Raw genomic sequence first — 25,413 nt, 5'->3', positions numbered from 1 at the left:
TGCAACCGCACACATCGCTCTACGGAGGCGTCATGAAAAAAACGCTCCTGCTCGGCTCCCTGCTGCTCTGCTCTCCGGCGTTCACGGCGCAAGCCGCGGACGACAACCTTATGCAGGACGTCTTTCTTCTGGATCCCGTTACGGTTACCGGCCAACTGGAAGAAGAAAAGTTGGATCGCACCACCGCCATTGTGGTAGAACGAAACCGCAGCAACAACGTGGCAGACTATCTGGTGCGCGATCCGGAAATCTCCTTCAAACGCAAGGCAGCCTTTGGCGACAGCAGCGACATCATTTCCATTCGCGGCATGGAATCCAAACGCATCATGCTCAATCTGGACGGCCGCAACATAGGCTCCACGGGCATGTCCGGCGGCAATTATATCGACTTCGGCACCATTCCGCTGGACAATATCGAACGCATTGAGGTCATCAAAGGCGGCAGCTCCGTAGAATACGGCAACAGCGCCCTGGGCGGCGTCATCAACGCCCGTACCCGCAAACCCACGGAAACCCCCTACCTGAGCGCTTACGCCACCATGGGCGGCTGGAACGACGTCTACGACTTCCACAACGTGCGTGGTTCCTATGCCCAGAAGTTTCGGGCTCTGGGGGTCAGCCTGGGCCTGAGCCACCAGCACGCCGACCCTTTTTTGCGCAACAACTATTATAATTCCTTTCACTTCAATCCCAAAGTCTACCTGGATCTGCCCTGGCGGGGCGCACTTGCCCTCGGGTACAGTTACAGCGAAACAGAACGCGGCCTTATCCGCAGCAATCGCGCGGACGGCAACCCCAGCAGCGACGCCGACCCCGACCGCCCCGGCTTCAGCAATACCATCAACGGCGACTACCCCCTGGCCAACGGCGAAAGTTTTGCCGGTGGGTCGCCCACGCCGTCCATGACCGTCATCGGCGACGACGCCCACTGGACCAAGTACCGTCACCTGCTGGACGCCACCTACCGACAGGAATTTCTGGAGACGGGCTTTTTTGAACTCCTGGCTTTCAAAAATTATGAAAACCGGCGCGAAAAAAACTATGCGGACGTGGCTGGCCGTATGCTGCTGGACACGGGCAAGATGCCGGCCGCCAAAAAATTTGATCCTTCCCTTACCAGAGACAGCGACCTGGTACTGGACCGTAATGTGGTGGTGGATACCTCCTACGGCTTCAAGGCCAAAACCGGCGGCACGGTCATGGGGCACCAATTGCTGGCGGGTTTTGAATACAAGCTGCTGCAGCCGGGCGACATCACGGTGGAATATGTGGACAAAAACTACAACAAAGCCGGGCCCAACAAGTTTACCGGGCAGATGGATTCCCAGTCCGCCGGGCGCGCCGCCCAGGTCTACGGGGCCTTTCTGGCCGACAAGTTCAACCTTACGGACGCCTTGACCGTGGACGTGGGCCTGCGCCTGGACAGCTTTGTCTACAGCCCCGAAGGCCGCAACCGCACCCTCAACCACACGGCCCTTTCGCCCAAGCTCATGCTTACCTACGCCTTTACCGAGAGCCAGTCCGCCTCCCTGGCCCTGTACCAGAACTACCGCACCCCCACCATTCCCGAACTGTACTGGAACTCGCAGGCTTCTTCCAGCGACCCCACGGTCAACGTGCCCTACCTGAAAGGCAAGGACATCAAGCCGGAAACGGCGCGCGGCGCGGACCTGGCCTACAAATACGCCTTTGAAAACAAAGGTTTTGTCAAACTTTCCGGATTTTATTATAATATAGAGGACTATATCGTGCACAAAGCCGTATATGTGGACCGGCCCCAGAGCTACCAGGCCTGGGCCGCCTATAATACGGACGCGGAAATCTACGGGGCCACCCTCAGCGGCAGCTACGCTCTGCGCGACGACCTGCAGGCCCGCGCGGCCGTCACCTGGCAGGACAGCCGCAAGCGCAACGACCCCGCCGACCCGGACGGCGTCATGGACAAGCTGGAATATGTGCCCAACTGGAAGGCCACCCTGGGTGCGGTGTGGAAAATAACGGACGAGCTCACCCTGGATACGGCGCTCACCTATGTGGGGCCACGCCAGTACTACGTCAACACGGCCAAACTGGACAAGGGCACCCTGCACGACTACGCCACCCTGGGCGCGAGCCTGAGCTACCGGCTGGACGAGCACCTCACCCTGGAAGCCTACGCGGATAACATCACCAACACGCAATACGCCGAGTCCTGGGGCTATCCGGCCCTGGGCTTCAACGCGGGGGTAAGCCTCAAATGGGAACTGTAATGGACAAAAAAGACGGCCGCACCTACTGGAACGCCAGGGCCCGCACCTTTCCCCGCTACGAGGAAGGCGACCAGACCTATGAAGCCGGCATGCTCCGCCGGGCCAGAGACCACGGCGTGGTCTTTGCCGACAAGGACGTGCTGGATGTGGGCGCGGGCAGCGGCATGTACACCCTGCGTCTGGCGCAGGAGGCGGCGCAGGTAACAGCCGTGGACATTTCGGACGAAATGCTCCGCCTGCTGCAAGAGGATGCGGCCGCCCACGGCCTCGCCAACATACGCACCGTGCGCTCAGACTGGGAGAATTTTACCCCTGACCGGCGCTATGAAGTGGTCTTTGCCTCCATGACCCCGGCCCTGGACAGCGAAGCCGGCAAAGAAAAACTGCTGGCCTGCGCTGCCGGTTGGGTAGTCTACATGGGTTTTCTGGACCGCATGGCTTCGGACCTCATGCAGGGCCTCTACGCGCACTATGGCATTACTCCGCGCGTGTTCAACAATGCCCAGATTATGGAGCAGTGGCTTACGACGCGCGGCATCCGCTGCACGGCCCTGCCCGTCAAGGGGCAATGGACGGTTTCCCGCAACCGGGAAGATACCCTGGACGTCTGCGTTACAACCCTGCAGCACTACGGCGTGGATCCGGACCGGAATTGTATCGCCGCCCACATGGCGGCCTTTCGCGACGCTTCCGGCGCGTATGTGGAGCGCACGGACTACACCATCGAGATGCTCCTGTGGCAAAATTCCTGAACGACCTTTGCCGCTGCTGCGCCCTGCTGCTGTGCTGTACGTTCCTGGCGGCAGGGCTGCTGGCCGCCGCAGCCCACGCCGCGCCGGAAGCGCCGGTTCAGACGGCCGCGCCGACACGCGTCCTCACGGACGCCTTGGGGCGCACGGTTCACCTGCCCCCGGCCAACCACATCCGCCGTCTGGTGGCCCTGGGCAGCAGCATGGCCTTCATCACCTACCTGAACGCCCAGGACCTGGTGGTGGGCGTGGAAGACTTTGATAAAAGCGACGACCTGGCCAAACCCTATGTGCTCCGCAACCGGGAGCGCTTCCGCGACCTGCCCGTGATAGGCAAGGCCGGGGCCGTGCGCCTGCCCGACTACGAACGCATTGTGGCTCTCAGGCCCGACGTGGTCTTTATCGTTTCCACCGACCCCGGCGAACCGGACCTTATCCAACGCAAACTACGGCGGCCTGTGGTGGCCGTAAGCCAGGGGCAGCCGCGTTTTGATCAGAAAATCTTCCTCCAGTCCATCCGCCTTACGGGGCAGGTGCTGGGCCGGGAGGACCGGGCCGCCCAACTCATCCAGGGCATCCACCATCTGGCCGAGCGCCTTGCCTACCGCCCCAGCCCGCAGGAGCGGCGCAAAGCCTATGTGGGCGGCCTTTCCTACAAGGGCAATCAGGATCTGCGCAGCACTGCGGGCCGCTTTCTGCCCCTGGAACTGGCCGGGCTGGACAACGTGGCGGACAGCGCGGGCCGGGCCGGGCATTTTTTTGTGAACAAGGAATTTCTGCTGGCCGCCAACCCGCCTTTGATCTTCATCGACGCCAACGGCCTGCCCCTCATCCGCGAGGGCCTGCGCACGGATCCGGGCTACTACCGCCGGCTCAAGGCTCTGAACCAAAGCCGCGTATGGCTGGTGCTGCCCCACACGGCCTACTTTAACAATCCGGAGATTCTCTACATCAACGCCTTTTTCATGGCCAAGGCCGCCTACCCGGAACACTACGCCACGATGAATCCGGAAGCCGAGGCCGACGCCATCTTCACGCTCTTCAACGGCGCGCCGCAGTACAAGGATTTTGTACGGTTGTGCGGACGCCCCGGCAGACTGCAACTCACGGAGGCTGGGCTTGAGTCCGCTCCTTAAGCCTGCCTGCGGCCCGCATTCCCCGGCGACGCAGACGCGCCCGCACCAGGCGGACGCGCCTCCTGCGTGTGGCCTCCGGCCCACGGGCCGGGCCGTTTTTCTGGCCTTGCTGGCCCTGGCCGCCCTGGTCCTGACCGCCACGGGCATGAAGTCCGGCGCCACGGACTGCGGCTGGCGCGATCTGGCCGCCGCCCTGTGGGATTCCACCGGCGACGCGGACCTGCGCTATTTTGTCCTCTATCTGCGCCTGCCCCGCGTGGCCGCTGCCCTGACCGTAGGCGCGTCCCTGGCTGTCACCGGCGTTGTCCTGCAAAACGTGCTCAACAACCCCCTGGCCTCTTCCTTCACCCTGGGACTCTCTCAGGGCGCGGCCTTTGGGGCCAGTTTTGTCATGATTGCCCTGGCCACGGCCGGTGGGCTGGCGGGCCTGAGTCTGGTGGCGTTGGGAGCCCTGGCCGGCGCGTTGGCCGCCGGGCTCTGCGTGCTGGCCTGCAGCCTGGTTCCCAGCATGACGGCCCAGGGGCTGATCCTGGCGGGCGTGGCCCTTTCCTCTTTTTTCGGCGCGGCCACCATGTCCCTGCAGTATTTTGCCTCGGATAGTCAGGTGGCGGCCACCGTGTTCTGGACCTTCGGCGACCTGAGCAAGGGCGGTTGGCGCGAGGCCGCCGTGGTAGCCGTAACCTTTGCGGGCGGCCTGGCCTTTGCCCTCGGCCGCAGCCTGGACTTTGACGTGCTGCGCTGGGGCGACGCCCAGGCAACGGCCTTGGGCGTAAACGTGCGACGGCTGCGCTTTGCTGCGCTGTTCACGGCGGCGCTTATGGCCGCCGTGGCCACTGCCTTTTACGGAGTAATCGGTTTTGTGGGCCTGGTGGCCCCGCACGCCGTACGGCTCCTCTTTCCCCACGCGGGGCACGCGTATCTGCTCTGCGCCGCGGCCCTGCTGGGCGGGGTCTTTCTGCTGGCCGCCGATCTTGTGGCCCAAAGTCTGCTCTACCCCGTACTGCTGCCCATTGGCATTATCTGCGCCTTTACGGGGACGCCGGTCTTTCTCTTCCTGCTGTTCCGGGGGGCGGCGCGCCATGCTGGACGTGTGTAATCTGAACGTAACAGGCCGCCACGGCCGCGTGCTGCTGCACGACGTGAGCTTCAGCCTGCCCCCCGGCATGCTGCTGGCCGTGGTGGGCCCCAACGGCGCGGGCAAAAGCACCCTCGGCAAAACCCTGGCCGGGCTCATCCGCCCCCACAGCGGGCGCATCCTCCTTGACAACCGCCCGCTCAACAGCCTGGACCGCAAAGCCCGCGCCCGGCAAGTGGCCTGGCTACCCCAGAGCGTCACCCCGGTGCCCTGCAGCGTTTTTGACGCCGTCCTCCTGGGGCGACGCCCCCACATGGCCTGGCTGCCCTCGGCCCAGGACCGCCGCTGCACCGCCGCCATGCTGCAGGAACTGCGCCTGGACCACCTCAGTGCGTCCTGCGTCACCGGCCTGAGCGGCGGCGAACTGCAAAAAACGCTCATTGCCCGCGCCCTGGTGCAAGAAGCGCCCGTGCTGGTCCTGGACGAACCCGTCAACCACCTGGACATCCGCAATCAGGTGGAAATCCTCCAGACCGTGCGCACGCTGACCCGCACCCGCCAGATGCGCAGTCTGGTAGTGCTGCACAACCTGAGCTTCGCCTTGCGTTACGCCGACGCCGTACTCTTGCTGCACCAGGGGCAAAGCCTCTTTCTTGGACCGCCGACAGACCTGCAGGCCCAGACCCTCAGCACCGCCTACGGCATCGCCGTGCGCCTCCAGGATGTGGACGGCATCCGTTACGCGCTGGTGTAACGCTGTTTTTGGGTGCATACAGCGCGTCTTCCAGACCCTGGACGTCGTAAAAACGACACCAGAGGATATACAAAAAAATCAGAGGGGCTGCACAACACCAATCCCGGCAGAAGCAGGCCACTGCGCCGCTGGGGCATAACCGCGCATGGCAAGCGGAAGCCCCCCCTTGCACAAGAAAAAATTTTCCCTGTGCAGGGTACGCCCGGCGCGGTGCTGTGAGAGAAAAGTTTTTTGATGAGGGATGGGGGCGTGGGGGCTGTTCCTCAAAAAGCGCTGCCGCCGAATACAGAGTCCCACAGGGAGGTTTTGGGAGGCACGGCGTCGGGATCCACCCAGGCCAGCACCTGGCGGCCCATATCCCAGGCCAGGGAGCGGGCGATGAAGCCCGCGGGGTCGCCAGGGTTGCGTTCTTTGATGGAGAAGAGATAAAAATCGTGTACTTGCCTGGCTTCCATGAGGCCGCCCTGGGCCATGGACCAGAGCAGGGTGCCGGTGCGGGCGTCGTAGATTTCCAGAGCCAGAGAAAGGGAGCTGGTGCCGCCGGAGCCGCCGTCCATGTAGTGGTTGATGTAGCCGCCCACGACCATTTCCGCCCCGCGTCGGCGGGCCAGGGCCATGGCGCGACTGGGTTCGTAAGGGCCGGCATCGGCAGCGTATTCCAGGGTCTGGAAGGCGTTGAGCGAAAGCCAGACTTGCCATATCTGACGAGAAAACATGGTGCTGAAGCTCACGGGGTCTGCGATCTGCTGCACCATACGCAGGGGCACGAACAGCGCTCGGGGTCGACGGTTGAGACTTTCACGTGGGGCCACATAGACTGCGGGCGGCTGACGGCGCACAAAGTTGTTGACCTGCACCTGGAAGGGCGTGCTGAAGTCGCCGGAGACCTTGAGTGTCCTGCGGCTGTCGTCCGGCGCGCTGCTGCAGCCCAGGACCGGAAGGACAAACAAAAGCGCCGCCAGCAGCAGCGGCCAGGGGCACACGCCTTTCCGCAGCGGGGGGTGGGGGGAGAGTGCGGCGGCCGGATTGGGGGCATTGCGGCAAATTGGGCACCGAGCGTTCATTGGCGTTTCTCCGTCATAAGCCGCGCCTGGCCCAGGGTGGCGAGCAAGTTGGCCCTGGTCGCACTCAGGCGCATGTGCAGATCCAGCCGCCGTTGCGGCGGCAAGCGCCGGAAGGGTCTGCCTGCAGCCGCGCGGGCCACGCGGCGCAGTTCCGCTTCCGAAAACAACGCGCCCCGTCCGGCCTCCTCGGCCCAGGCGGCCAATTCAAGAGCCTGGGCGGCAATGGCGGCCGGACTGATGGCCGCGCCATATTTTCGACGGATGCAAAATGCGCGCCACCAGCTGACAAACCACTGCCGCACACGGCCCATAACGTGCTCAGAATTGCGTGGCCTGCGCCATCTGCAGCAAAAGCGGGGCCAGCAAGAGCAAAATGGGCGCGAGGCCCATGAGGGTTTGCGGCCAGTTCAGACGCAGGGCCGCGCGGCAACCCACCAGAATGCAGGCAAAGCTCCAGATAAAGCCCACCACCGAGCCCAGCAGGGGCACCACGCAAAGCAGACCCGGCGCGGCGGCGTAGGCCATCACCTGAAAGACCAGAGAAAACTCCTGTCGCTTGCCTGTGACAAAACCGTAGGTAAACTGAATGAGCGCGCTGAGAATGTAGATTTGCGCCACAGACACGGCCAGTTTGAGCAGCACAGTCATGGGCAGACTCATCTGCGGCGAAAGCAGGAGAAGCATTTTTTCCAGCTGGGGATCAGAAGCGGCGCTGGGGGCCATAAGCGAGAGAAAGACCCCGGACCAGACCCGCTCTACAGTCACCTCTACGGCGCTGATGATCAGATAAAACACCAGGGCCCGCGTCTGAGCCTCGCCGGGACGAAGACTGCCGAAAAACCGCTGGCTGCCGAACATGACCCGCATGCAGGTATGGTAGAAGGCGGCCGGCCAGCCGTCCGGCTCCGGCGCGTCAATCCAGGGGTTGTCCGCACCCGCGTCCTGCCCGAAACCCGCTTCCGCAGTGCGGTTCGCGGCCCGGTCGGCAACGCTTTCTCTCGCGCGGCCGGCAGTGCGGTGCGCGCTCCGGGGCTCGCCTGCCTCTTGGCGACGCGGGGCTTCGTCCTTCGTCGCATTGCCGGTGGGGCTGTGCTCCGGGCTGTCTGCGGGGGCGGCAGCGGCGTCCTGTGGATGCGGTTCTGATGGAGCAAGGCGGCCCGGCACAATGGCGCCGGGGGGCAGGGGGTCGTCCCCGCCGCCCGCGTCGGCGTGCGGCGCCGTTGGCGGAGTCTGGGATTCTTCCGCCGCTGGGGAAAGCACCTCCAGCACGCCCGCGTCGGGCGCAAATCGGAACCGACAGGCGCACTGCGGGCAGGTGGCAATAACCGGACGGTGCGGCAGGCGGTCGTCGGGCAGGGAGCGGCTGAAGCCGCAACGCGGACAGGTTATGTTCACAAAATTCTCCTCAAAAAGCCGCCGGAGGCTCTCGCCACAGGGCGGGCCATCCGGCAGAAAGTTTCAGGCCATAGTAGCCGCAGCCCCCGGCGCTGGCAAGAGCCCGACGGCTTGACAAGCCGCCGGGCGGCCCGTACGGTATTGCTCCACAAGGGGAGTAACTGGGTTCCTGTAACCCGGACGGCATCAACAGCATGGCCCCCCCGGCCTGGTGCCGTCGTCGGTTTGGAGCATTCAGCCCGTGCAATGCTCCGGCATCCGCGCAAGCGGAAGCCCGCCATAAAGGCGCAGGCGCAAACCTGTTTGCGTGTCCTGCCGTGCCCATGGCGTTTTGCGGATAGTTGCGGCCACAGCGCCGCAAGGGCCGCAACCCTGACCGATGAGTGAGACCTTGGCAGCAATGCCAAGGTCTTTTTTTTATTTTTACCCGGAGAACACCATGACCATCCGTTCCTTGCGGCCTTACATCATCGCCGTGCTGCTAACCTTGCCCGGCGTGGGACTGCGTTTTATCGACCACACGGGCATGTCGCCCATTGTGGTGGCCCTGCTTTCCGGCATAGCCATTCTGGGGGCATCCTTCCTGCTCACCTGGGCCTGCGAAGTAGCCCAGATGGATATTCCGCAGGCCGTGGCCGTGGCCGTGGTGGCCTTTATTGCCGTGCTGCCGGAATACGCCGTGGACATGTACTTTACCTGGATGGCCGGGCAGCACCCCGAAAGCGCTTATTCCCACTACGCCATTGCCAATATGACCGGGGCCAACCGGCTGCTCATCGGCGTGGGCTGGTCGGCCATAGTGCTGCTCTTTGCCGGGCGCTTCCATAAAGGCGTGCACCTGCCCGACGACAAACGTACGGATGTGCTTTTTCTGGGCCTGGCCACCCTTTACGCTTTGTGCATTCCCCTTAAAGGTTCTCTGACCTGGGTGGACGGCCTTGTGCTGCTGGGCATCTATATCTGGTATATCTGCATCGTGGCCCGCCGCCCTGTGGAGGAGGAAGAGCCCGAAGGCCCGGCCGCAGTTTTGGCCCGTTTTGCCAAAAGAGTGCGCCTGCGCAGCGTCATCGCCATCTTCATTTTTGCGGCCCTGGTCATTTTGTGCAATGCTGAACCCTTCAGTGAAAATCTGGTGGCCAGCGGCAAACTGCTGGGCGTCAACGAATTTCTGCTGGTGCAGTGGCTCGCGCCCATCGCCTCGGAATCGCCGGAATTCATCATTGCCCTTATGTTCGCCTCGCGCGGCAACGCCGCCCTGGCCCTGGGCAGCCTGCTTTCGTCCAAACTCAATCAGTGGACCCTGCTGGTGGGCATGATCCCCGGCGTCTACGCCCTGTCTTCGGGCGGGCTTACTCCGCCCATCAACCTTGACACGCATCAGTTTCAAGAAATACTCTTGACAGCAGGGCAGTCCCTGTTTGCCGTGGCTCTGCTGGTGGATTTGCGGCTGCACGTGCGTGAGGCCTTCTGGCTGCTGGTTTTGTTTCTGGCGCAGCTGCTTTCGCCCCTGTACGACGCGCAGCTGGAAGCGCTGCTGGGTCTGCCCCACGATCCTCTGCGTCTGCACTTTTTCTATGCCAAGGTCTATATTGTCCTGGCCGTAGTGCTGCTGCTCAGAAACTGGCGCAAGGTGCGGGATCTGCGCTTGGGCTTTAAAGTTTAATGTGATAGCATATAACCTCGCGGCCCTCGGGCGGCGCGTCGCCAACCCGACCGCCGCCCCTGAAGCGCCGCCGGGATCAAGGTACTCTTCATGCCCCGTTTGCTGCTTTTGCTCCTGTGCGTCCTGTTGCTGGGCGAACGCGCCCAGGAAGCCGCGGCCTTGACCGACGTCGCCGCCAGGGAACCGGACCGGACAGTCCCGCCCGTCGGCGGCCTGCCGCCCTCTGTAGCACTGCTCGACGCCGGGGCAGGCGCTGATATTACTGCGCCGCCCGCCGAGGAAGAAACCCCGCAAGCCAGCGAGGCCGAGCGCAGCGCCGCCGCTGCGGCTATTTCCGGTTCGCGCCGGCCGGGCATCATTGAGCACTCTCTGGTTCGCGGCGCCACGGACGCGCCCGGCCTGCAGATCCACATCAATTATCCCTCGGTAGGCAGCAAGGAAATTGATGCGGACATCCGCCAGTGGGTCACCGGCCTGGCCGACGCCTTTGCCGCCAATGCCACGGCCTTCACCCTGCCCGGCGTGGAGGATCCCCTCCCCAGCGAGCTCTGGGGATCTTACGCCATTGCTGCCCCCTCGCCTGCGGGCCTGAGTCTGACCTTTGAAATCTGGACGTATACGGGCGGCGCGCACGGCAATCTGGATGTGCTCACCCTCAACTACAGCCTGCTCACGGGGCAGCGCCTGGGCCTGGTGGATTTGTTTGAAGATCCGGACGCGGCCTTGCAGATTATGTCTGCCTGGGCCTACAAAAAGCTCTCACAGCGTTTGGGCGGCATGCGGCAGGAGCAAACCCTGCGCACGGGCCTCACCCCCGTGCCGGAAAATTTCGCCAGCCTTACCCTGGTGCCCGAAGGCGTGCGCATGAACTTCCAGCCCTATCAGGTGGCTCCTTGGGCCGCCGGGGCGCAAAAGGTCACCATCCCTCTGGAAGAACTCCTGCCCGCGCGGCCCTTGCTGCGTCTTTGGGGCCGTTAGGCCGTGTGCGCCGCGCCTATCAATTCCGAACTGCAGCCGCCCGCCCCGAAGGCCGCTGGGACAACAGCAGCCCCACCTTCCGGCCCGCCCGCCCGCCAACGCGCGCCGGGACGTTCGCGCTGGTTTTTTGACCCCAAGGACCACAAGCTCATCAAGCTGGTCAACAGCTTTGTGGCGGCCAGGGCTCACGCCCGCGCCCTGCCGCAGCCCGAACCGGGCCTGCACCCCCACGGCATTATTGAAATGACCTCCGACCACGGCTTGCGCATGGCCAGAGCCGCTATTGTCCTGCTGGAAAGCCTGGAGGCCGGCGGGCCCAGCGAACGCCTTACCGCCCTGCGTCGTCTGCACGACGAGGTGCTTTACTCCGCCCAGTCGCCCTTGCAGAACAATACCGCGCGGGTGCTGGTGCAGATCATGAAAGACCTGGTGCGCGCCAGCCCGGACCCCGCCCGCCAGTTGCCCCTGGCCCACGATTTTCACCGCGCCGTAGAGGGCTCCCCGCGCATCGTGCGTGCCTTGCTGCGGCGCTACCATTTGCTGGAAATGCCCGAAGCCTGGAACCAGCACGCTTTTGACCACCATGTGCACGACGCCAACACCAAGGGCCGCAAAAGCCCTACGCACCTGGTTATGGACGCCTGGATCAAGGGCATCCGTTTTCTTACCGTGGTCTATTACAACACGGTGGACCCGGAGGCCGCTCGCGAACTGTTGCGGGCCGCGCGCATCATGGGCATCACGGTGCGCATCGGCATCGAATTCAGGGCCGCCTTCAAGGACAAGCTCATCGAATTCACCTGGTCGCCGCTCAATACGGAAACCTCCAAAACCTTTACGGAACTGATCCGGCGCAAAGACGTAGCCGCCGTGCTGACGGCCCACGCCCCGGTCAACGCCTGGATGCGCAGCCACGTGCTGTTGCTGCTGCGCGCCTGGAATCAGCGCCATGCCCCGGCCCTGGCCGCCCGCTGGGGGCTGGAAACGCCGCCGCCCCTGGACGAAGCCGCCTTTCTGGCCTATGTGGGGCAGCGCCAGCCCTCTTCTCTGCACCTGGCCGAATACATCTATCAGGAGTGGCGCCCCCTGCTGCAGGCAAAGCGCGCGGCAACCGCCGCCGCCCTGGCCGCGGCCACAGACCCCCACCAGCGGCAGCAACTGCAGGACCGCCTGGACCAGCTGGACAATCTGGTGCCCGACGGCCTGCGCGAAGACTGGCTCGGCCCGGAAACCAACCCTGGTATTGTCTTTCCCCTTCGGCCCCATCCGACCCTGCCGACCATCCTGCGCCAGACGCCCGAAGAACTGTTGGAAAGCCTCGTCCCCCTGCATCCCTGCCAGATGATTCTTAACCTCGCCGATCTGACGGCCCAGGACGTGCTGGAGCTGCTTTGGCGCTGTCAGGGGCGCATCACCCACCTGGAGCTCTTCAATCTGCGGGAATGGAACGAAGGCCAGCTGCGCCACGTGACGGCCATCAACACCCTGCAACGAGCCATCAACGAAGGCAGCACGCCCAGGCTCAAACACGTCATCCGCCGGATCGTTCATGACGAACCGGCCCAGTCCCCCCGGCAGGCCCTGTTCCAAACCATTCTTGGGCAACTGCCCCAACTGCGGGAGTGGTACGCCCTCGCTCCCCTGGGTTCGCGCATCGGCACGGATTCCACCAGCAGTTCCCACCATACGCACGGCATGGGGCTGGTCTTTGTGGAAACCCTTCCCCCCAAGGCCCGCGCCGTGCTGCAGCGGGAGCGCAATACCCAGCGCCTGACCTTGCCCGTGCACACGGACATCTACCGCTTTGTGCAACACCATGAGCCACCCCAGCCGCAACCCTGGTGGCAAAAGGCGCTGCGGCGGCTGCCGGGCTTGGGCAATCTGGGCTGCCAGAGCGTGCGGGGCTGGGGGCTGGAAAAAACAACCACCAGCGTGGGCCGCGACGGCAACCTGGTGACCCTGGGCGGCGTGGACAACCGGGGCATCAGCCGCGACGCCGCCGACGGCAACCTGTCGCAGGAAGAAGCCTGGACCCTGCCCCGCGCTTTGGCCTGCTGCAACAGCACGCTGGCCAATTTTTTGAAAATTCTGGCGGGCTTTCTGGCTGCGCAATGGGCCTTCTGGTATGTGGACGGCTGGTGGGTACTGACCTGGTTCGGCGCGCTGACTTGGTTTGCCATTACGGCCGTACGCAATGTGGCGCAGTCCGTGGTGGGCGGCGGGGCCTTTACCCGTTCGCTGCTCCTGCCATGGAAGCGCTTTGTAAGCTGGGGCCGCATGGCCGATTCTCTGCTCTACACCGGCCTTTCCGTGCCCCTGTTGGAGGTGGGGGTGCGGCTCTGGCTCTTGCAGGATCTTCTGGGCGTCACTGTGGCCACCAATCCTCTGGTCGTGTACACGGTCATCGCCTTGGTCAACAGCGCCTATATCTCCGGTCACAATCTTTTTCGCGGGCTGCCGCGCGAGGCCGTCATCGGCAACCTCTTTCGCAGCGCCCTGTCCATCCCCCTGTCCGTGCTGCTGGGGCAGGGACTGTTGGGCGTCTTCACACTCCTCGCGCTGCCCAACCCACTGGCACTACTGCAAAACTGCGCGGCTATCGTGGCCAAATGCGCTTCCGACATGGTGGCGGCCGTCATTGAAGGTTTTGCCGACCGCAACGTCTACCTGCGCCTGCGCCAATGCGATTACGACAGCAAACTGCGCCAGATATACGCCAACCTCACCAGGCAGGAACTGCTTTTCCCCCACCGTGACCTGGAACAGATGCTGGAACATCCCGAAAGCTACTGGCAACAGCTTTTCGCCAAAGACCCGGCCGTGGCGCGCGAAGCCGTGGCCCACCTGCTGGACATGCTCTACATGTGGTACTATCAGCCACGCGCGCGTCAGGTCTTCTGGCGCAAAATGCGCGCCGCGCCGCCCGAAGAACGGGGCATAGTGCTGGGCCTGCACGCCCTGCTGGGCCTGGAGCGCCAGGTGAGCACCCTTATCCTCAACGGTCTGCTGGAGCACGATTTTGCCCGCGCCCTGGCCTTTTACCTGCAGAACAACCGCAGCTACCTGCGCGATTTGCGCGCCGACGCCGCACAAAAATGCAACTGCCCCGACGCTTGTCATTTTTAATAATAATTCCCATGTCATATACAACATATTAATTTAATTTACCAAGCCTGTTTTTTCAAAAAAAATCTTAAAAAAATTGTTTCCTCCCCCCTTCTCAAGCCGTTTGCATGTCTTATCTGTATGCCGGTGCGGGGCCGTACCACGGCGCTCTTTCGCCACGGCCCATTACGCGCAATCAATATTTCCGGCCCGGCCGCTTCAGAGCGGTCTTCGCCGTGTCCCCACAAGGGACAAGAAAAACAATATTTCCGGGAGGATTTGACGTCATGAAGCTGAAACCCCTCAACGACCGAGTGCTGGTCAAGCGCCTTGAGTCCGAAGAAAAGACCGCCGGCGGCCTGTACATTCCTGATACGGCCAAAGAAAAGCCCTCCAAGGGCGAGGTTGTGGCTGCGGGCCCGGGCAAGGTTGGGGAAAAGGGCGAGCGCGTGGCTCTGGCCGTGAAGCCCGGCGATATGGTGCTGTTCAACAAATACGCCGGCACGGAAGTGAAGCTGGACGGCGTTGACCACCTGGTCATGCGCGAAGAAGACATCCTGGCCGTTATTGAGTAGCTCTCCCCTCAGCGTTTTTCATTTTCAGGAGGAAATATCCCCATGTCTGCTAAAGAAATTCTTTTTGACGTTAAAGCCCGTGAAAAGCTCGCCCGCGGCGTGGACAAACTTGCCGACGCCGTTAAGGTGACTCTGGGCCCCAAAGGCCGCAACGTGGCCATTGAGAAATCCTTCGGCGCGCCCGTCATCACCAAGGACGGCGTGACGGTAGCCAAAGAAATCGAGCTGAGCGACAAGTTTGAAAACATGGGCGCGCAGCTGGTCAAGGAAGTGGCTTCCAAGACCTCCGACGCCGCCGGCGACGGCACCACCACCGCCACCATTCTGGCCCAGGCCATCTATCATGAAGGCATTAAGCTGGTGGCTGCCGGCCGCAACCCCATGGCCGTGAAGCGCGGCATCGACAAGGGCGTTGAAGCCCTGATCGCCGAACTCGCCAACTTGGCCAAGCCCACCCGCGACCAGAAAGAAATCGCCCAGATCGGCACCATTTCCGCCAACTCTGACGCCACCATCGGCAACATCATTGCCGAGGCCATGGCCAAGGTGGGCAAGGAAGGCGTCATCACCGTTGAAGAAGCCAAGGGCCTGGAAACCACCATGGACGTGGTGGAAGGCATGCGCTTTGACCGCGGCTACCTCTCTCCCTATTTCGTGACCAACGCCGAAAAGATGGTCTGCGAGATGGACAACCCCTACATCCTGTGCACGGAAAAGAAAATCTCCAGCATGAAAGACATGCTGCCCGTGCTGGAACAGGTTGCCAAAGTTAATCGTCCGCTCATGATCATCGCCGAGGACGTGGAAGGCGAAGCCCTGGCCACCCTGGTGGTCAACAAGCTGCGCGGCGCCCTGCAGGTGGTGGCTGTTAAGGCCCCCGGCTTCGGCGACCGCCGTAAGGCCATGCTGCAGGATATCGCCATCCTTACCGGCGGCGAAGTGGCCTCCGAAGAAACCGGCTCCAAGCTGGAGAACATGACCCTGGCCCAGCTGGGCACCGCCAAACGCATTGTGGTGGACAAAGAAAACACCACCATTGTGGACGGCGCCGGCAAGAGCGAAGACATCAAGGCCCGCGTGAAGCAGATCCGCGCCCAGGTTGAAGAAAGCACCTCCGACTACGACCGCGAGAAGCTGCAGGAACGTCTGGCCAAGCTCGTGGGCGGCGTGGCCGTCGTCCATGTGGGCGCCGCTACCGAAGTGGAGATGAAAGAAAAGAAAGACCGCGTGGAAGACGCCCTTAACGCCACCCGCGCTGCGGTGGAGGAAGGCATCGTCCCCGGCGGCGGCACGGCCCTCATCCGCGTGGGCAAGGTGCTTGGCGACATCAAGCCCGCCGACGACGACGAACTGGCCGGCGTGAACATTGTGCGCCGCGCCATTGAAGAGCCCCTGCGCCAGATCGCCCACAATGCGGGCTTTGAAGGCTCCATCGTGGTGGAAAAAGTGCGTCAGGGCAAGGACGGCTTCGGCTTTAACGCCGCCACCGGCGAATACGAAGACCTCATCAAGGCCGGCGTCATCGACCCCAAAAAGGTTACCCGTACGGCCCTGCAGAACGCCGCTTCCGTGGCCTCCCTGCTGCTGACCACCGAGTGCGCCATTGCCGAAAAGCCCGAACCCAAGAAGGACGCCCCCATGCCCGGCGGCATGGGCGGCATGGGCGGTATGGACGGCATGTACTAGGCCTCCTCTTCCCTTTGCCCCTCTCCGGCGGGGTCTCTGCGCAAGCGGAGGCCCCGCTTTTTGTACGGATTCCCCCGCCCAGACGGGGATTTTTTTGCGCCGCAGGCCTGCCCCCCACCCGTACGCTTTCCATTTCACAGTTGAAAAAGACGACAAACTTTGGCATAGTTAAAAAGAACAGGAATTGCTATCATTGTCTTATCATCCACTGCAAAGGCATATGCCCAAGGAGGCTTCATGTCCGCCGTACGCACCATCAGCGCCAAGGACCTGCACGCCCTGGATCTACAGCAGATGCTCATCGTGGACGTGCGCACCCCTATGGAGTTCGCCGAAAAACGTCTGGCCCGGCCCACAGCCTTTGCTCCGGTAGCGGAGTTGAACCCACAGGACCTGGCCCTGCGCAGCGGCGTCCTCCAGGATACCCCCATCCTCACCCTTTGCGCCAGCGGTCGGCGCGCCCAGACCGCAGCCGCCAAATTTATGGAGGCCGGCTTTACAGACGTGCGCGTCATTGAAGGCGGCCTGGCGGCTTGCCAGGAAGCGGGCCTGCCCACCACCGGCCAAGGTCAGCCCAAAACAGCCGAAACCTCCCCGGCTCTGGACCGTCAGGTGCGCCTGGCGGCCGGCGCGCTCTCTCTGCTCTTCATCCTGTTGGGCATCTTTGTCCACGGCGTCTTTTTCTTGGGCGCGTTGTTTGTGGGCGCGGGGCAGGTCTTCTCCGGTCTGACCAACTGGTGCGGCCTGGCCATGCTGCTCATGCGCGCCCCCTGGAACAAAAAAACCGCCTGCGCATCGGGCTCTTGCGCCATCGGCGGCGGCAAAAGCCCCGGCGCCAGCTGCCAGTAACCGTTCCACCCCCAGGCCAAAGGAGTTTACCATGTCCGCGCCTCTCGTTCGTGGTTTTTTTGATCCCATTACCGCCACCTGGACCTATGTGGTCTGGTCCGCTGAAGATTCTCAGCACCGCTGCGCCGTCATCGACAGCGTGCTGGACTACGACCTGCCCTCCTGCCGCACGGCCACCACTTCCGCCGATGCGGTCATCGCCTTTGTGCGCGCCCAGGGCCTGACCGTGGAATGGATTCTCGAAACCCACATCCACGCCGACCACCTTACCGCCGCCAGCTACATCAAAGCGCAACTGGGAGGAAAAATCGCCATCAGCCGCCACATCCTGGACATCATCGCCACCTGGGTGCCCATTTTCCAGACCATGGACGACACCCCGGCCGATGGTTCCCAGTTTGACCACCTCTTCGCCAATGACGAAGAATTCAGCCTGGCCGGCATGCCCGCCAGGATCATCCACACCCCTGGGCACACCCCGGCAGACACCACCTACATTGTGGGCGACGCTGCCTTTGTGGGCGACACCATTTTTCTCCCCGATGTGGGTTCCGGCCGCTGCGACTTTCCCGGCGGCAGCGCCGAGGATTCCTACGAATCCTCCCGCAAGCTCTTTGCTCTGCCGGACAACTGCCGCATCTATGTGGGCCACGACTACCCGCCCGACGGCGCGCGCGGCCCCCAGTGCATGGCCACTGTGGCCGAACAGAAAGCCCACAACGTGCGCCTGCACATGGGCATAGACAAAACCGCCTTTGTCTCCCGCCGCCGGGCCGACGATACCGGCAAGGCTGTACCGCCGCTTATTTTGCCGTCTATCCAGGCCAATATGCGCACAGGCCAGTTCGGCGCGGCCGTCAACGGCATCCAGTACGTCAAACTGCCCGTGAACAAAGTGTAGAGAAAAACTTTTCGCCAGACCCGCTCCCAGCTGTTTTGCAGCGCTCGTAGCCAGAGCAGGATGGATAAAAGTTACGCGACCCCTTTTCCCGTGCCAAGGCAACGGCAGCCAAAAGCTCTCCCACCAGGACGCCTTCTGGGCGGCAAAAACCGTATGTGCCGCGTCCACAAACCCCAAAAAATATGATAACATATTGATATTAAAATGAGTTAACAAAAGAAAAGTCTTTCTGTATGATTCGGCATCAATCCCAGGAGGCACTATGAACCCTCTGTTTACCCCCATTTCCGTCGGCGGCCTCAATTTGGCCAACCGCATTGTTATCCCGCCCATGGACCAATATTCCGCCCAGGACGGACGCCCTATGCCCTGGCACAGTATGCACTACGGACATCTGGCGCTTTCCGGCGCGGGTTTGCTTATTGTGGAGGCCACGGCGGTGGAACCCGCCGGGCGCATTTCGCCCTACGACCTTGGTCTTTGGGACGAAACGCAAGAGGCGGCACACAAAACCATGCTGCAGTTTATCCGCCAGTGCGGCAGCCGCACGCCCATTGCCGTGCAATTGGGTCATTCTGGCCGCAAAGGGGCCACGGGCCGCCCCTGGGAAGGCGGCGGGCCGCTTGCCCCGGACCAGGGCGGCTGGGAAATATGTGCTCCCTCGGCCCTGCCCTACGCCCCCGGCCACCAGACCCCCACGGCCCTCAGCGCCGCCGACCTGGAACGGCTCACAGCCTCCTTTGCCCAATCGGCCCAACGCGCCGCGCAGGCGGGCTACGACGCCATTGAACTGCACGCGGCCCACGGCTATCTGATGCACCAGTTTCTTTCTCCCCTGAGCAACCAGCGTACGGACGTCTACGGCGGCAGCCTGGAAAACCGTATGCGCTTCCCCCTGGCCGTGCTGGCGGCCGTGCGCGCCGCCGTGCCGCAACTGCCCGTGGGCGTGCGCGTTTCCGGCACAGACTTTGCCGCCGGCGGCTGGGATGTGGAGGAATGCGCCGTGTTTGCCCAGGCCGTGGCCCAGGGCGGTGCGGCCTATATCCATGTTTCGGGCGGCGGGCTCACGCCGGACCAGCGCATCGCGCTCGCCCCCGGCTATCAGGTGGGACTGGCCGCCCGCATCAAGGCTGCCGTGCCCGGCCTGCCGGTCATAGCCGTGGGCCTCATCACCGAAGCAGAACTGGCCTCCAGCATTGTGGGCACAGGTCAGGCGGACATGGTGGGCATTGGCCGGGCCATGCTCTATGACCCGCGCTGGCCCTGGCACGCCGCCGCTGCCCTGGGCCTGACCATCCCCGGCGCACCGCGTCCCTACCTGCGCTCCAAGCCGCACAATGTGAAGGAATTGTTTGCCGACTAGCGTTGTTGCCGTAAAACAGACGCCTCTCAAGGCCAGGCCGAACGCCCGCCCGCCTTCGGGCATGCTTGCGTACGCCACGCAGGGGCGTCTGCAATGCCCCTGAAGCCCGCCCCTGGGCTTTCAAACGCATCCCCTGTGAGCGCCCTGCAAGCGCAGACCTGTCCGTTCGTGTAACTGATGCACACGCAAAAACGGCTTGCCTTCATGAAGGCAAGCCGTTTTTGCGCCCGGCGGAGTGTTCCGCAGGGATTGTACGATGGCAAAACCGCCCTTTACCCCTTGGACCCGCGCTTGGAAGCCTTGAGGGGATTCACCTTCTTGGCGGACACAGTCTCACTTTTGATGCGGTGCTGATTGGCGTTCAAAAGCTCCTCCGGGTCAAGCCCCAAAGCGACCAGACGCGCCTTGACGCCTTTGCGGTCAGAGCTGTAGCGGTTGCGGTCCGCCATAACGCTCCCCACATAGGTGGCTGTCGTCATGTACAGGCCGGCCTTGTCAATGGCCAGCATGTAAGTTGCGCCGTTTTCCTCAACAGGCTGGATGATCATGTCCTCTGTGGTACCGAAACGGTTGTCCATGCGGCTTCTCCTTACAAAGATCTGCGGGAGCTGTCGGCTCCTGCGATTGTCCATCTTATATGAAAAAGAATTTCATTTCAAATGGCCCGATTTTCTTACCGAAAGAAGTCGTAACCTGGATACCGTCCGCACCGCCTGAACGGAAAAAGTTTTTTGAGAATGGAAGGTGTGAGGGGAAGGGAACTTTTATTCACAAAAGTTCCCTTCCCCTCCACAAAGCATTTCTATCCCGCCCCAACAAAAAATTTCTTTCTTCAGGCCTGCGGCGCGCGCAGTTCCGGCGCGGGGCGGCTGCAGCGCAGGCGACGCCAGACGCGGGTGCAGAGCATGCGCAGAGGAATATAGAGGATAAGAAACCAGAAAACCATGCCCGGTTTGTTGCCGAAGAGGGGCAGGGAGAAAGGCAGAACGGGGCTGGTCTCGCCAAAACGCAGCTGCATCCAGGCCAGGATGAGGGGCACAGGCCAGAGGGATGCCACAAACAGCGCGCCGCTCAAGGAGAAGTAGTAGCCGAAGGCTTCGTGGCCCTGACGGTTGACGACTTTGAAAGTTTCCTTGCTGCCGCCCTGCAGGGCGGTTTCGCCCAGGGCGTTGTAGTGCTGCATGTCGTTCTGATATTTTTCCAGGCGTTTTCCGTGCAGGCGCAGGGCCAGATTCAGTGTACAGACCCCCATCACCGCGGCCAGCAGGGCCAAAGCTGCCGTGCCCAGCAAATAGGCCGCCACAGGTTCATCCACCAGGCGATAAGGGAGGATAAAAAAAACGTCGAGCCAGATGAGCAGTGCTTTCATGGAGATTCCGACCTGCAAAATCAGGGCGGCGAGCAACCGCAATGGTGTTCGCCCGCCGCCCTTGATCCTGACGCCTTTGCCAATGTCGGCCCAAGGCGGTGAAAAGCCTGTTGCGCGCTGCGGCGCGTCAGTGGTTAGCCGAAGATGCGGTAGTTGAAGAAGCCGCGCAACACATAGTCAATGCCCACATAAAGGGCCAGAAGAATGAAGATGCGCTTCAGCCAGAGGTCGGAGAAGAAGCGGGAGGTGTAGGGACCCACAATGGACCCCACGGCCACGCCAGCCAGTTCTATGCCCACCAGTTGCCAGTCCACCATGACGCCGTGGAGCATCAGGGTGGTAATGCCGGTAATCATGCTCACCAGCACGGCCAGGGCGGAGGTGCCGGCGGCCAGATACATGGGCAGCTGAGTCACGCTGGTGATAAAGGGTACCAGCAGAAAACCGCCGCCCACGCCGAGAAAGGCGGCGATGCTGGCGATGACCAGACCGCCCAGGAAGGGAAGCAGCGGGTTAAACGCAAATTCCACGCCACAGAAGGTAAACTGGCAGGTGGTCGGCGTGAATTTGATGATCTGCACGCCCGTGGGGGCCGTGCCGCCATCGGTTTTTTTGCTTTTGACCGCGGCTTCAAAAGCCTTGGCGGCTTCTTTGGCCTTACTTTTGGAGCGCTGCCCGGCGGGGGACGTTTCCCAGGTCAGGTAGAGGCCAAGCATAAGCACGAAAACGCCGAAATAGCCCTGATAGGACGAGAAATTCAGCTTGCCGGCCGTGAGCGTGGCGGAACCGAAAGCGCCGATGATGGATCCGAGACCCAGGGCAATGCCCAGGGGCAACACCAGGCGCTTCATACGGTAGTAGGTAAAGGTGCTGATGACGGAAGAAAGCCCCACCAGCATCTGGTTGGAGGCGCGTACAGAGTCCGTAACCGTGGCGTTGAGCGGCGCGTTCACCAGCTTGCCGTCGGCATTCATGATTTTGGGGAAAGACTTGGCGTAGGCGCCAAGGCCGTAAACGCTCATGTGCCCCACAGCAGCCATAACACCACCAAAGGCGCCCACAGTGGAGAAGATCCAGCCCACCCACAGGGCCCAGCCAAAGGCCAGCAAGGTGCTCACATGCGGTCCGCCGGGAATGCCCAGATAGCCGGGCGCGGCGTTGGCGTCAATACTGCCGGGCGCGGCGGCCAGCTGCTTGGCAATGGCGGCGCTGATGCCGTCGTTGCCCGCGGCAAAGGCCTGCCCTGCCATGACGAGCAGGAACAGGGTGGTGATGCCCAGAACGAATCTCTTGCGGTTCATAAGATACGACCTCCTCGGGTTACTGTGCTATGGCGCGGGGTGCGGGCCACGCGGCTCCGGTCCCTGGGTTGCGCCTGCGGGTTGTCCCGCTCCGCCCCTGTACCGCGCGCTGCTGCCGTTGGGCGCGGTGGCGACGGGCCTGACGACGCCGCTTTGGTTGCCTTGCTATGCGGCTTGCCTTTGCGCTGTAAATCTTCTGCGCCGTGCGGCTGCTGCCCTGCCTAGTGCGGTTGTGCAGCGTCCACGCCGGAAAAGTGCAGACAACTCATGGCGCAGGTAGCCACACAGGCCGGTTCCAGGCCTTGGTCAATGCGGTCTTTGCACAGATCGCACTTTTCCACTTTGCCGGTCCGGGGATTCCATACGGGGATGTGCCACGGGCAGGCCGCAATGCAGGCTTTGCAGCCATCGCAGAGGTCGGCCTCCAGGTAGACAAGCCCATCGGCACGCGCACGCATGGCTCCTGTGGGGCAGGCGGGCACGCACTTGGGTTTTTTGCAGTGAAAACAGGCAAGATAAGTAAACTCCACGGCATGGGGCCGCTGCTTTTTGTGCAGCGCCTCCCGAATCTGACAAAAGGGGCTGACGATCTGATCTCCGTGAATGCTGCGGCACTGCACTTCACAGGCTTTGCAGCCTATACACTCCGCATGTATATGTGTGATGCCGACTTTATTCATGCATCTCCTCCAGCTATGAAAAAAATCTGAAAAATCTAAACCTTTTCCAGGGTGACAAAATGTTCTTGCAGGGAGAGCCCGCCACCGGCTTCGTCTTCCATGGCTAGTCCTCCGCGTAGACAAATGCTGTCGGAAACGCCCTTGTGAAACGCCCGACTTTCACAAGGCAATTTATGGCCAAAGCCGTGCACCACAAACAGGGCCTCCGGATGGATGAGATCCGTAATTTTAAGGCCCACCTCGCCCATGCTGACGCCCGTGGCGTCCAGAACGCGCACCCGGTCACCCGGCACAAGCCCGGCGGCCCTGGCCCGTTCCGTATGTATCCAGGCGGTATTTTCCGGCATCTGCTCCAGCAGCAGGGGGTTGTTGACGGTGTGCCCCTGGGTGTGCACAGCGGCCCGGCCAAAGGTAATGCGAAAAGCGCCGGGCGGCGGCGGCGTGGGGGCCGTATAGGGCTGCAGCATGTTCAGGCCGGCCTTGGCCCCGTAGCCCGTGCTGGCCAGCTCAATCTTGCCGGATGCTGTGGGGAGCTTTAAGGTTTCAAGGTCGGCGTAAAGAGGTTCCTTGGTCAGGGAAACAAAGCCCTTGGCGTCAAAATCCGCGATTTTCAGCCCGGTGCCCCGCAGCTGGTAGCTCCAGACGTCTTCCACGCGGGCAAAATGCAGCGCGTCCAGCCCCAGCCTTTGGGCAAGCCCGCCGATAATCTGCCAGTCGGCCTTACTGTTGAACTTGGGGCGCACGGCCTGCCGCCGCACAAAAAACTGGGGTTTCAGGCCCTTTTTGCCCGCGATGATGCTGTCTCTGGCCAGATAGGTGGAAAGGGGCAGCACCACGTCGGCAAACCAGGCTGTGTCGGACCAGGAAAAGGTCACGCTGACCAGCAGGTCCAGACCAGAAAAGAGCTTGCGCATGGCGTCCGGGTCAGGGAAGCCCTGCAGGGGGTCGTGCCGCCAGGCAAAATAAATTTTGACGGGCGGGGTGCCTTCAGGATTGTTGATGGCCCGGAAGGCCCGGTGCAGCATGCCCTTGCCAGTGTCAAAGGCCTTGTTGTCCCGCCCCAGGCCATCGGCCCTGGGGCTCTGGGGGGCAGTGTACAGATCCGTAAATTTTTTGAGGTCCGGCTTGCCGCAGTCCTTGGGGGTACGGCCGGGCAGAATGCCGCCTGGCGTGGCAAAGCCGCCCAACAGGGCGGTAATCACCAGAGCGGTGCGGCTCACCTGAAAAGAATCGCTGTAGCGCGAGGTCATCCAGCCGGGATGCCAGATAACGTGCGGGGCTGCTTCCGCCAGCATATGGGCCAGATTTTCGATGGCCTGGGCCTCCACGCCGCATTCATTGGCGGCCCAGGCAGCCGTGTAGGGGGCGACAAAGGCGCGCAACTCCTCAAAACCGGTAGTATGGGCGGCCACATAATTCTTATCATAGAGGCCCTGGGCAATGAGGGTGTTGATGATTGCCAGATTGAAGGCGTAGTCGCTGCCGGGCCGGATGACAAAGACGTTATCGGCCTTGGAGGCCGTGACAGTATGCCGGATATCTATGACGGAAAGTTTGCAGCCGCCGCGCAGGGCCCGCATCACGGTGCGCGCCTCGCCCACATTGAGAGCTTCAAAAATGTTGCGGGTCTGCAGCACAATATGTTTGCAATTGGCGTAGTCGTAGACCATCATGCCCCGCCCGTAGCCAAACACGGCCTTGCAGGCGTGGTGCGTATTAAGGTCGCAGGAAGGGCTGTGCGTGCACACGTTGGGCGAACCCAGCCCGCGCATAAAGGCGCGGTACAGGTCGGTAAAGGGGCCTTCACGGTCTGACCAGAGGACAGTTTCTTTGCCGTACTTTTCCTGAGCTGCGGCCACCTTGCGGGCCACATAGTCAAAAACCTCGTCCCAGGAGACCTCGCGCCACTTCCCCTCGCCGCGCTCCCCAGCGCGGATCAGCGGGCCGTGGGGCCGTTCTGCATCCTCTTCCAGGGCCTTGCCGGCAACGCCGCGCGCGCACAAGGCCCCTTTGAGGGGGCTTTGCTTGTTCCCATAGATCATGGCTATGGTATTGTTGCGTTCTTCCACAGTAATGGGACAGCGCACGCTGCACATGCCGCAGACACTGTGAATTTGATGATTCACTTCCATGCCGACCTCTCGCAATGCTTGCTCCAGACCATCTCAAGGCCGCTCCCCTGCCCGGCACTCCCCCAGCGCCGCATGGTCTGAAATTTTTCACAAGATAGAGCGTCGTTATATGCCGACGTACAAAGGACAATGAAAGCCCCCCAAAGTCGGCAACATTGCTAAGGCATTAATAGTATCAATTTTTTCTAACAAAAACCAGCCCCCTGCCGGACTTTTCTTTACTTTTTTTACTTTATCGATGTCGTATATTTTACATAACAAATTGTTATTAAACATTTTATATTTTTTTTACTCCAAAAAGCACCCGCAGAGAGAACCACGCCCCTGCGCGGCATTGTCCGCCCTCTTGTCATAGGTATTGAAAAAGTCTAGATTATGGCCTCCGGCAT

21 protein-coding genes are annotated in these 25,413 nt (G+C 62.1%); 13 read left to right on the top strand and 8 right to left on the bottom strand.

The features are described 5' to 3' along the window. Window positions 1-32: 32 nt before the first annotated feature. The 5 genes from J7I12_RS02270 to J7I12_RS02250 are packed head-to-tail and all read left to right on the top strand — an operon-like array spanning window position 33 to window position 5,963. On the top strand, window positions 33-2,249 hold the full coding sequence (locus J7I12_RS02270) for a TonB-dependent receptor plug domain-containing protein (RefSeq protein WP_208360668.1): 2,217 nt from the start codon (window positions 33-35) through the stop codon (window positions 2,247-2,249). After that, complete coding sequence (locus J7I12_RS02265) at window positions 2,249-3,001, top strand: class I SAM-dependent methyltransferase (protein WP_236031344.1); 753 nt, start codon at window positions 2,249-2,251, stop codon at window positions 2,999-3,001. Before J7I12_RS02270 ends, J7I12_RS02265 begins: the two co-directional genes overlap by 1 nt. Then, entirely contained in the window at window positions 2,986-4,134 is a 1,149-nt protein-coding gene (locus J7I12_RS02260; protein WP_236031346.1) for an ABC transporter substrate-binding protein, read from the top strand. The genes J7I12_RS02265 and J7I12_RS02260 overlap by 16 nt, the downstream gene beginning before the upstream one ends. Then, on the top strand, window positions 4,118-5,230 hold the full coding sequence (locus J7I12_RS02255; RefSeq protein WP_236031352.1) for a FecCD family ABC transporter permease: 1,113 nt from the start codon (window positions 4,118-4,120) through the stop codon (window positions 5,228-5,230). Before J7I12_RS02260 ends, J7I12_RS02255 begins: the two co-directional genes overlap by 17 nt. After that, the gene (locus J7I12_RS02250; RefSeq protein WP_208360670.1) at window positions 5,214-5,963 is read left to right on the top strand and encodes an ABC transporter ATP-binding protein; all 750 of its coding nucleotides are present in this window, start codon (window positions 5,214-5,216) and stop codon (window positions 5,961-5,963) included. The genes J7I12_RS02255 and J7I12_RS02250 overlap by 17 nt, the downstream gene beginning before the upstream one ends. Before the next feature lie 263 nt (window positions 5,964-6,226). Here the strand turns inward: J7I12_RS02250 and J7I12_RS02245 are convergent, their stop codons facing one another. From J7I12_RS02245 to J7I12_RS02235, 3 genes are all read right to left on the bottom strand, one after another. After that, window positions 6,227-6,946 carry a hypothetical protein gene (locus J7I12_RS02245; RefSeq protein WP_236031354.1) on the bottom strand — a complete coding sequence of 240 codons (720 nt, stop codon included), beginning with the start codon at window positions 6,944-6,946 and terminating at the stop codon, window positions 6,227-6,229. A gap of 77 nt (window positions 6,947-7,023) precedes the next feature. Continuing rightward, complete coding sequence (locus J7I12_RS02240; protein WP_208360672.1) at window positions 7,024-7,338, bottom strand: hypothetical protein; 315 nt, start codon at window positions 7,336-7,338, stop codon at window positions 7,024-7,026. 7 nt (window positions 7,339-7,345) lie between these two features. Then, window positions 7,346-8,422, bottom strand: coding sequence for a YIP1 family protein (locus J7I12_RS02235; RefSeq protein WP_208360674.1), 1,077 nt, complete (start codon window positions 8,420-8,422; stop codon window positions 7,346-7,348). Window positions 8,423-8,861: 439 nt separating this feature from the next. Here J7I12_RS02235 and J7I12_RS02230 point away from each other — a divergent pair, with 439 nt between their 5' ends. From J7I12_RS02230 to J7I12_RS02195, 8 genes are all read left to right on the top strand, one after another. Then, on the top strand, window positions 8,862-10,085 hold the full coding sequence (locus J7I12_RS02230) for a calcium:cation antiporter family protein (protein ID WP_118228795.1): 1,224 nt from the start codon (window positions 8,862-8,864) through the stop codon (window positions 10,083-10,085). A 90-nt stretch (window positions 10,086-10,175) separates the two neighbouring features. Beyond that, window positions 10,176-11,063 carry a DUF3298 and DUF4163 domain-containing protein gene (locus tag J7I12_RS02225; RefSeq protein WP_130957965.1) on the top strand — a complete coding sequence of 296 codons (888 nt, stop codon included), beginning with the start codon at window positions 10,176-10,178 and terminating at the stop codon, window positions 11,061-11,063. A 3-nt stretch (window positions 11,064-11,066) separates the two neighbouring features. Continuing rightward, window positions 11,067-14,189 (top strand): hypothetical protein, encoded by a 3,123-nt coding sequence (locus J7I12_RS02220; RefSeq protein ID WP_208360676.1) that lies wholly within the window; start codon window positions 11,067-11,069, stop codon window positions 14,187-14,189. 266 nt (window positions 14,190-14,455) lie between these two features. Next, the gene (gene groES, locus J7I12_RS02215) at window positions 14,456-14,743 is read left to right on the top strand and encodes a co-chaperone GroES (RefSeq protein WP_130957966.1); all 288 of its coding nucleotides are present in this window, start codon (window positions 14,456-14,458) and stop codon (window positions 14,741-14,743) included. Between the two features lie 42 nt (window positions 14,744-14,785). Beyond that, complete coding sequence (gene groL, locus J7I12_RS02210; protein WP_130957967.1) at window positions 14,786-16,429, top strand: chaperonin GroEL; 1,644 nt, start codon at window positions 14,786-14,788, stop codon at window positions 16,427-16,429. Window positions 16,430-16,666: 237 nt separating this feature from the next. Then, window positions 16,667-17,278, top strand: coding sequence for a rhodanese-like domain-containing protein (locus J7I12_RS02205; RefSeq protein WP_118228791.1), 612 nt, complete (start codon window positions 16,667-16,669; stop codon window positions 17,276-17,278). Between the two features lie 31 nt (window positions 17,279-17,309). Beyond that, window positions 17,310-18,179 carry an MBL fold metallo-hydrolase gene (locus J7I12_RS02200; RefSeq protein ID WP_118228790.1) on the top strand — a complete coding sequence of 290 codons (870 nt, stop codon included), beginning with the start codon at window positions 17,310-17,312 and terminating at the stop codon, window positions 18,177-18,179. Between the two features lie 262 nt (window positions 18,180-18,441). Then, window positions 18,442-19,542, top strand: coding sequence for an NADH:flavin oxidoreductase/NADH oxidase (locus J7I12_RS02195; protein ID WP_118228789.1), 1,101 nt, complete (start codon window positions 18,442-18,444; stop codon window positions 19,540-19,542). Between the two features lie 272 nt (window positions 19,543-19,814). Here the strand turns inward: J7I12_RS02195 and J7I12_RS02190 are convergent, their stop codons facing one another. The 5 genes from J7I12_RS02190 to J7I12_RS02170 all read right to left on the bottom strand — a co-directional run bounded on the left by J7I12_RS02190 (window position 19,815) and on the right by J7I12_RS02170 (window position 25,024). After that, window positions 19,815-20,120, bottom strand: a complete 306-nt coding sequence (locus J7I12_RS02190; RefSeq protein ID WP_118228788.1) for a hypothetical protein — start codon at window positions 20,118-20,120, stop codon at window positions 19,815-19,817. 254 nt (window positions 20,121-20,374) lie between these two features. Next, window positions 20,375-20,911, bottom strand: a complete 537-nt coding sequence (locus J7I12_RS02185) for a hypothetical protein (RefSeq protein WP_208360678.1) — start codon at window positions 20,909-20,911, stop codon at window positions 20,375-20,377. A 134-nt stretch (window positions 20,912-21,045) separates the two neighbouring features. Continuing rightward, window positions 21,046-22,212, bottom strand: a complete 1,167-nt coding sequence (locus J7I12_RS02180; RefSeq protein WP_208360680.1) for a sulfite exporter TauE/SafE family protein — start codon at window positions 22,210-22,212, stop codon at window positions 21,046-21,048. A gap of 221 nt (window positions 22,213-22,433) precedes the next feature. Then, window positions 22,434-22,892, bottom strand: coding sequence for a 4Fe-4S dicluster domain-containing protein (locus tag J7I12_RS02175; protein WP_207287331.1), 459 nt, complete (start codon window positions 22,890-22,892; stop codon window positions 22,434-22,436). 35 nt (window positions 22,893-22,927) lie between these two features. Beyond that, entirely contained in the window at window positions 22,928-25,024 is a 2,097-nt protein-coding gene (locus J7I12_RS02170; RefSeq protein WP_208360682.1) for a molybdopterin-dependent oxidoreductase, read from the bottom strand. Window positions 25,025-25,413: the final 389 nt, after the last annotated feature.

Origin of the sequence: Desulfovibrio diazotrophicus, from assembly GCF_902498985.2 — a bacterium.
In the GTDB taxonomy this organism is placed as follows: Bacteria; Desulfobacterota; Desulfovibrionia; order Desulfovibrionales; family Desulfovibrionaceae; genus Desulfovibrio; species Desulfovibrio legallii.
The sequence above is the reverse complement of the archived record's forward strand: the minus strand, read 5'-3'. Positions and strand labels throughout refer to the sequence as shown.

Bases quoted from the DNA above. Each gene is read 5' to 3' on its own strand.
- J7I12_RS02190 (WP_118228788.1), bottom strand. From the start codon at position 20,120: ATGGACAACCGTTTCGGTACCACAGAGGACATGATCATCCAGCCTGTT.
- J7I12_RS02230 (WP_118228795.1), top strand. From the start codon at position 8,862: ATGACCATCCGTTCCTTGCGGCCTTACATCATCGCCGTGCTGCTAACC.
- J7I12_RS02170 (WP_208360682.1), bottom strand. From the start codon at position 25,024: ATGGAAGTGAATCATCAAATTCACAGTGTCTGCGGCATGTGCAGCGTG.
- J7I12_RS02250 (WP_208360670.1), top strand. From the start codon at position 5,214: ATGCTGGACGTGTGTAATCTGAACGTAACAGGCCGCCACGGCCGCGTG.
- J7I12_RS02185 (WP_208360678.1), bottom strand. From the start codon at position 20,911: ATGAAAGCACTGCTCATCTGGCTCGACGTTTTTTTTATCCTCCCTTAT.
- groES (WP_130957966.1), top strand. From the start codon at position 14,456: ATGAAGCTGAAACCCCTCAACGACCGAGTGCTGGTCAAGCGCCTTGAG.
- J7I12_RS02205 (WP_118228791.1), top strand. From the start codon at position 16,667: ATGTCCGCCGTACGCACCATCAGCGCCAAGGACCTGCACGCCCTGGAT.
- J7I12_RS02175 (WP_207287331.1), bottom strand. From the start codon at position 22,892: ATGAATAAAGTCGGCATCACACATATACATGCGGAGTGTATAGGCTGC.
- J7I12_RS02195 (WP_118228789.1), top strand. From the start codon at position 18,442: ATGAACCCTCTGTTTACCCCCATTTCCGTCGGCGGCCTCAATTTGGCC.
- J7I12_RS02180 (WP_208360680.1), bottom strand. From the start codon at position 22,212: ATGAACCGCAAGAGATTCGTTCTGGGCATCACCACCCTGTTCCTGCTC.
- groL (WP_130957967.1), top strand. From the start codon at position 14,786: ATGTCTGCTAAAGAAATTCTTTTTGACGTTAAAGCCCGTGAAAAGCTC.
- J7I12_RS02200 (WP_118228790.1), top strand. From the start codon at position 17,310: ATGTCCGCGCCTCTCGTTCGTGGTTTTTTTGATCCCATTACCGCCACC.
- J7I12_RS02240 (WP_208360672.1), bottom strand. From the start codon at position 7,338: ATGGGCCGTGTGCGGCAGTGGTTTGTCAGCTGGTGGCGCGCATTTTGC.
- J7I12_RS02265 (WP_236031344.1), top strand. From the start codon at position 2,249: ATGGACAAAAAAGACGGCCGCACCTACTGGAACGCCAGGGCCCGCACC.
- J7I12_RS02270 (WP_208360668.1), top strand. From the start codon at position 33: ATGAAAAAAACGCTCCTGCTCGGCTCCCTGCTGCTCTGCTCTCCGGCG.
- J7I12_RS02225 (WP_130957965.1), top strand. From the start codon at position 10,176: ATGCCCCGTTTGCTGCTTTTGCTCCTGTGCGTCCTGTTGCTGGGCGAA.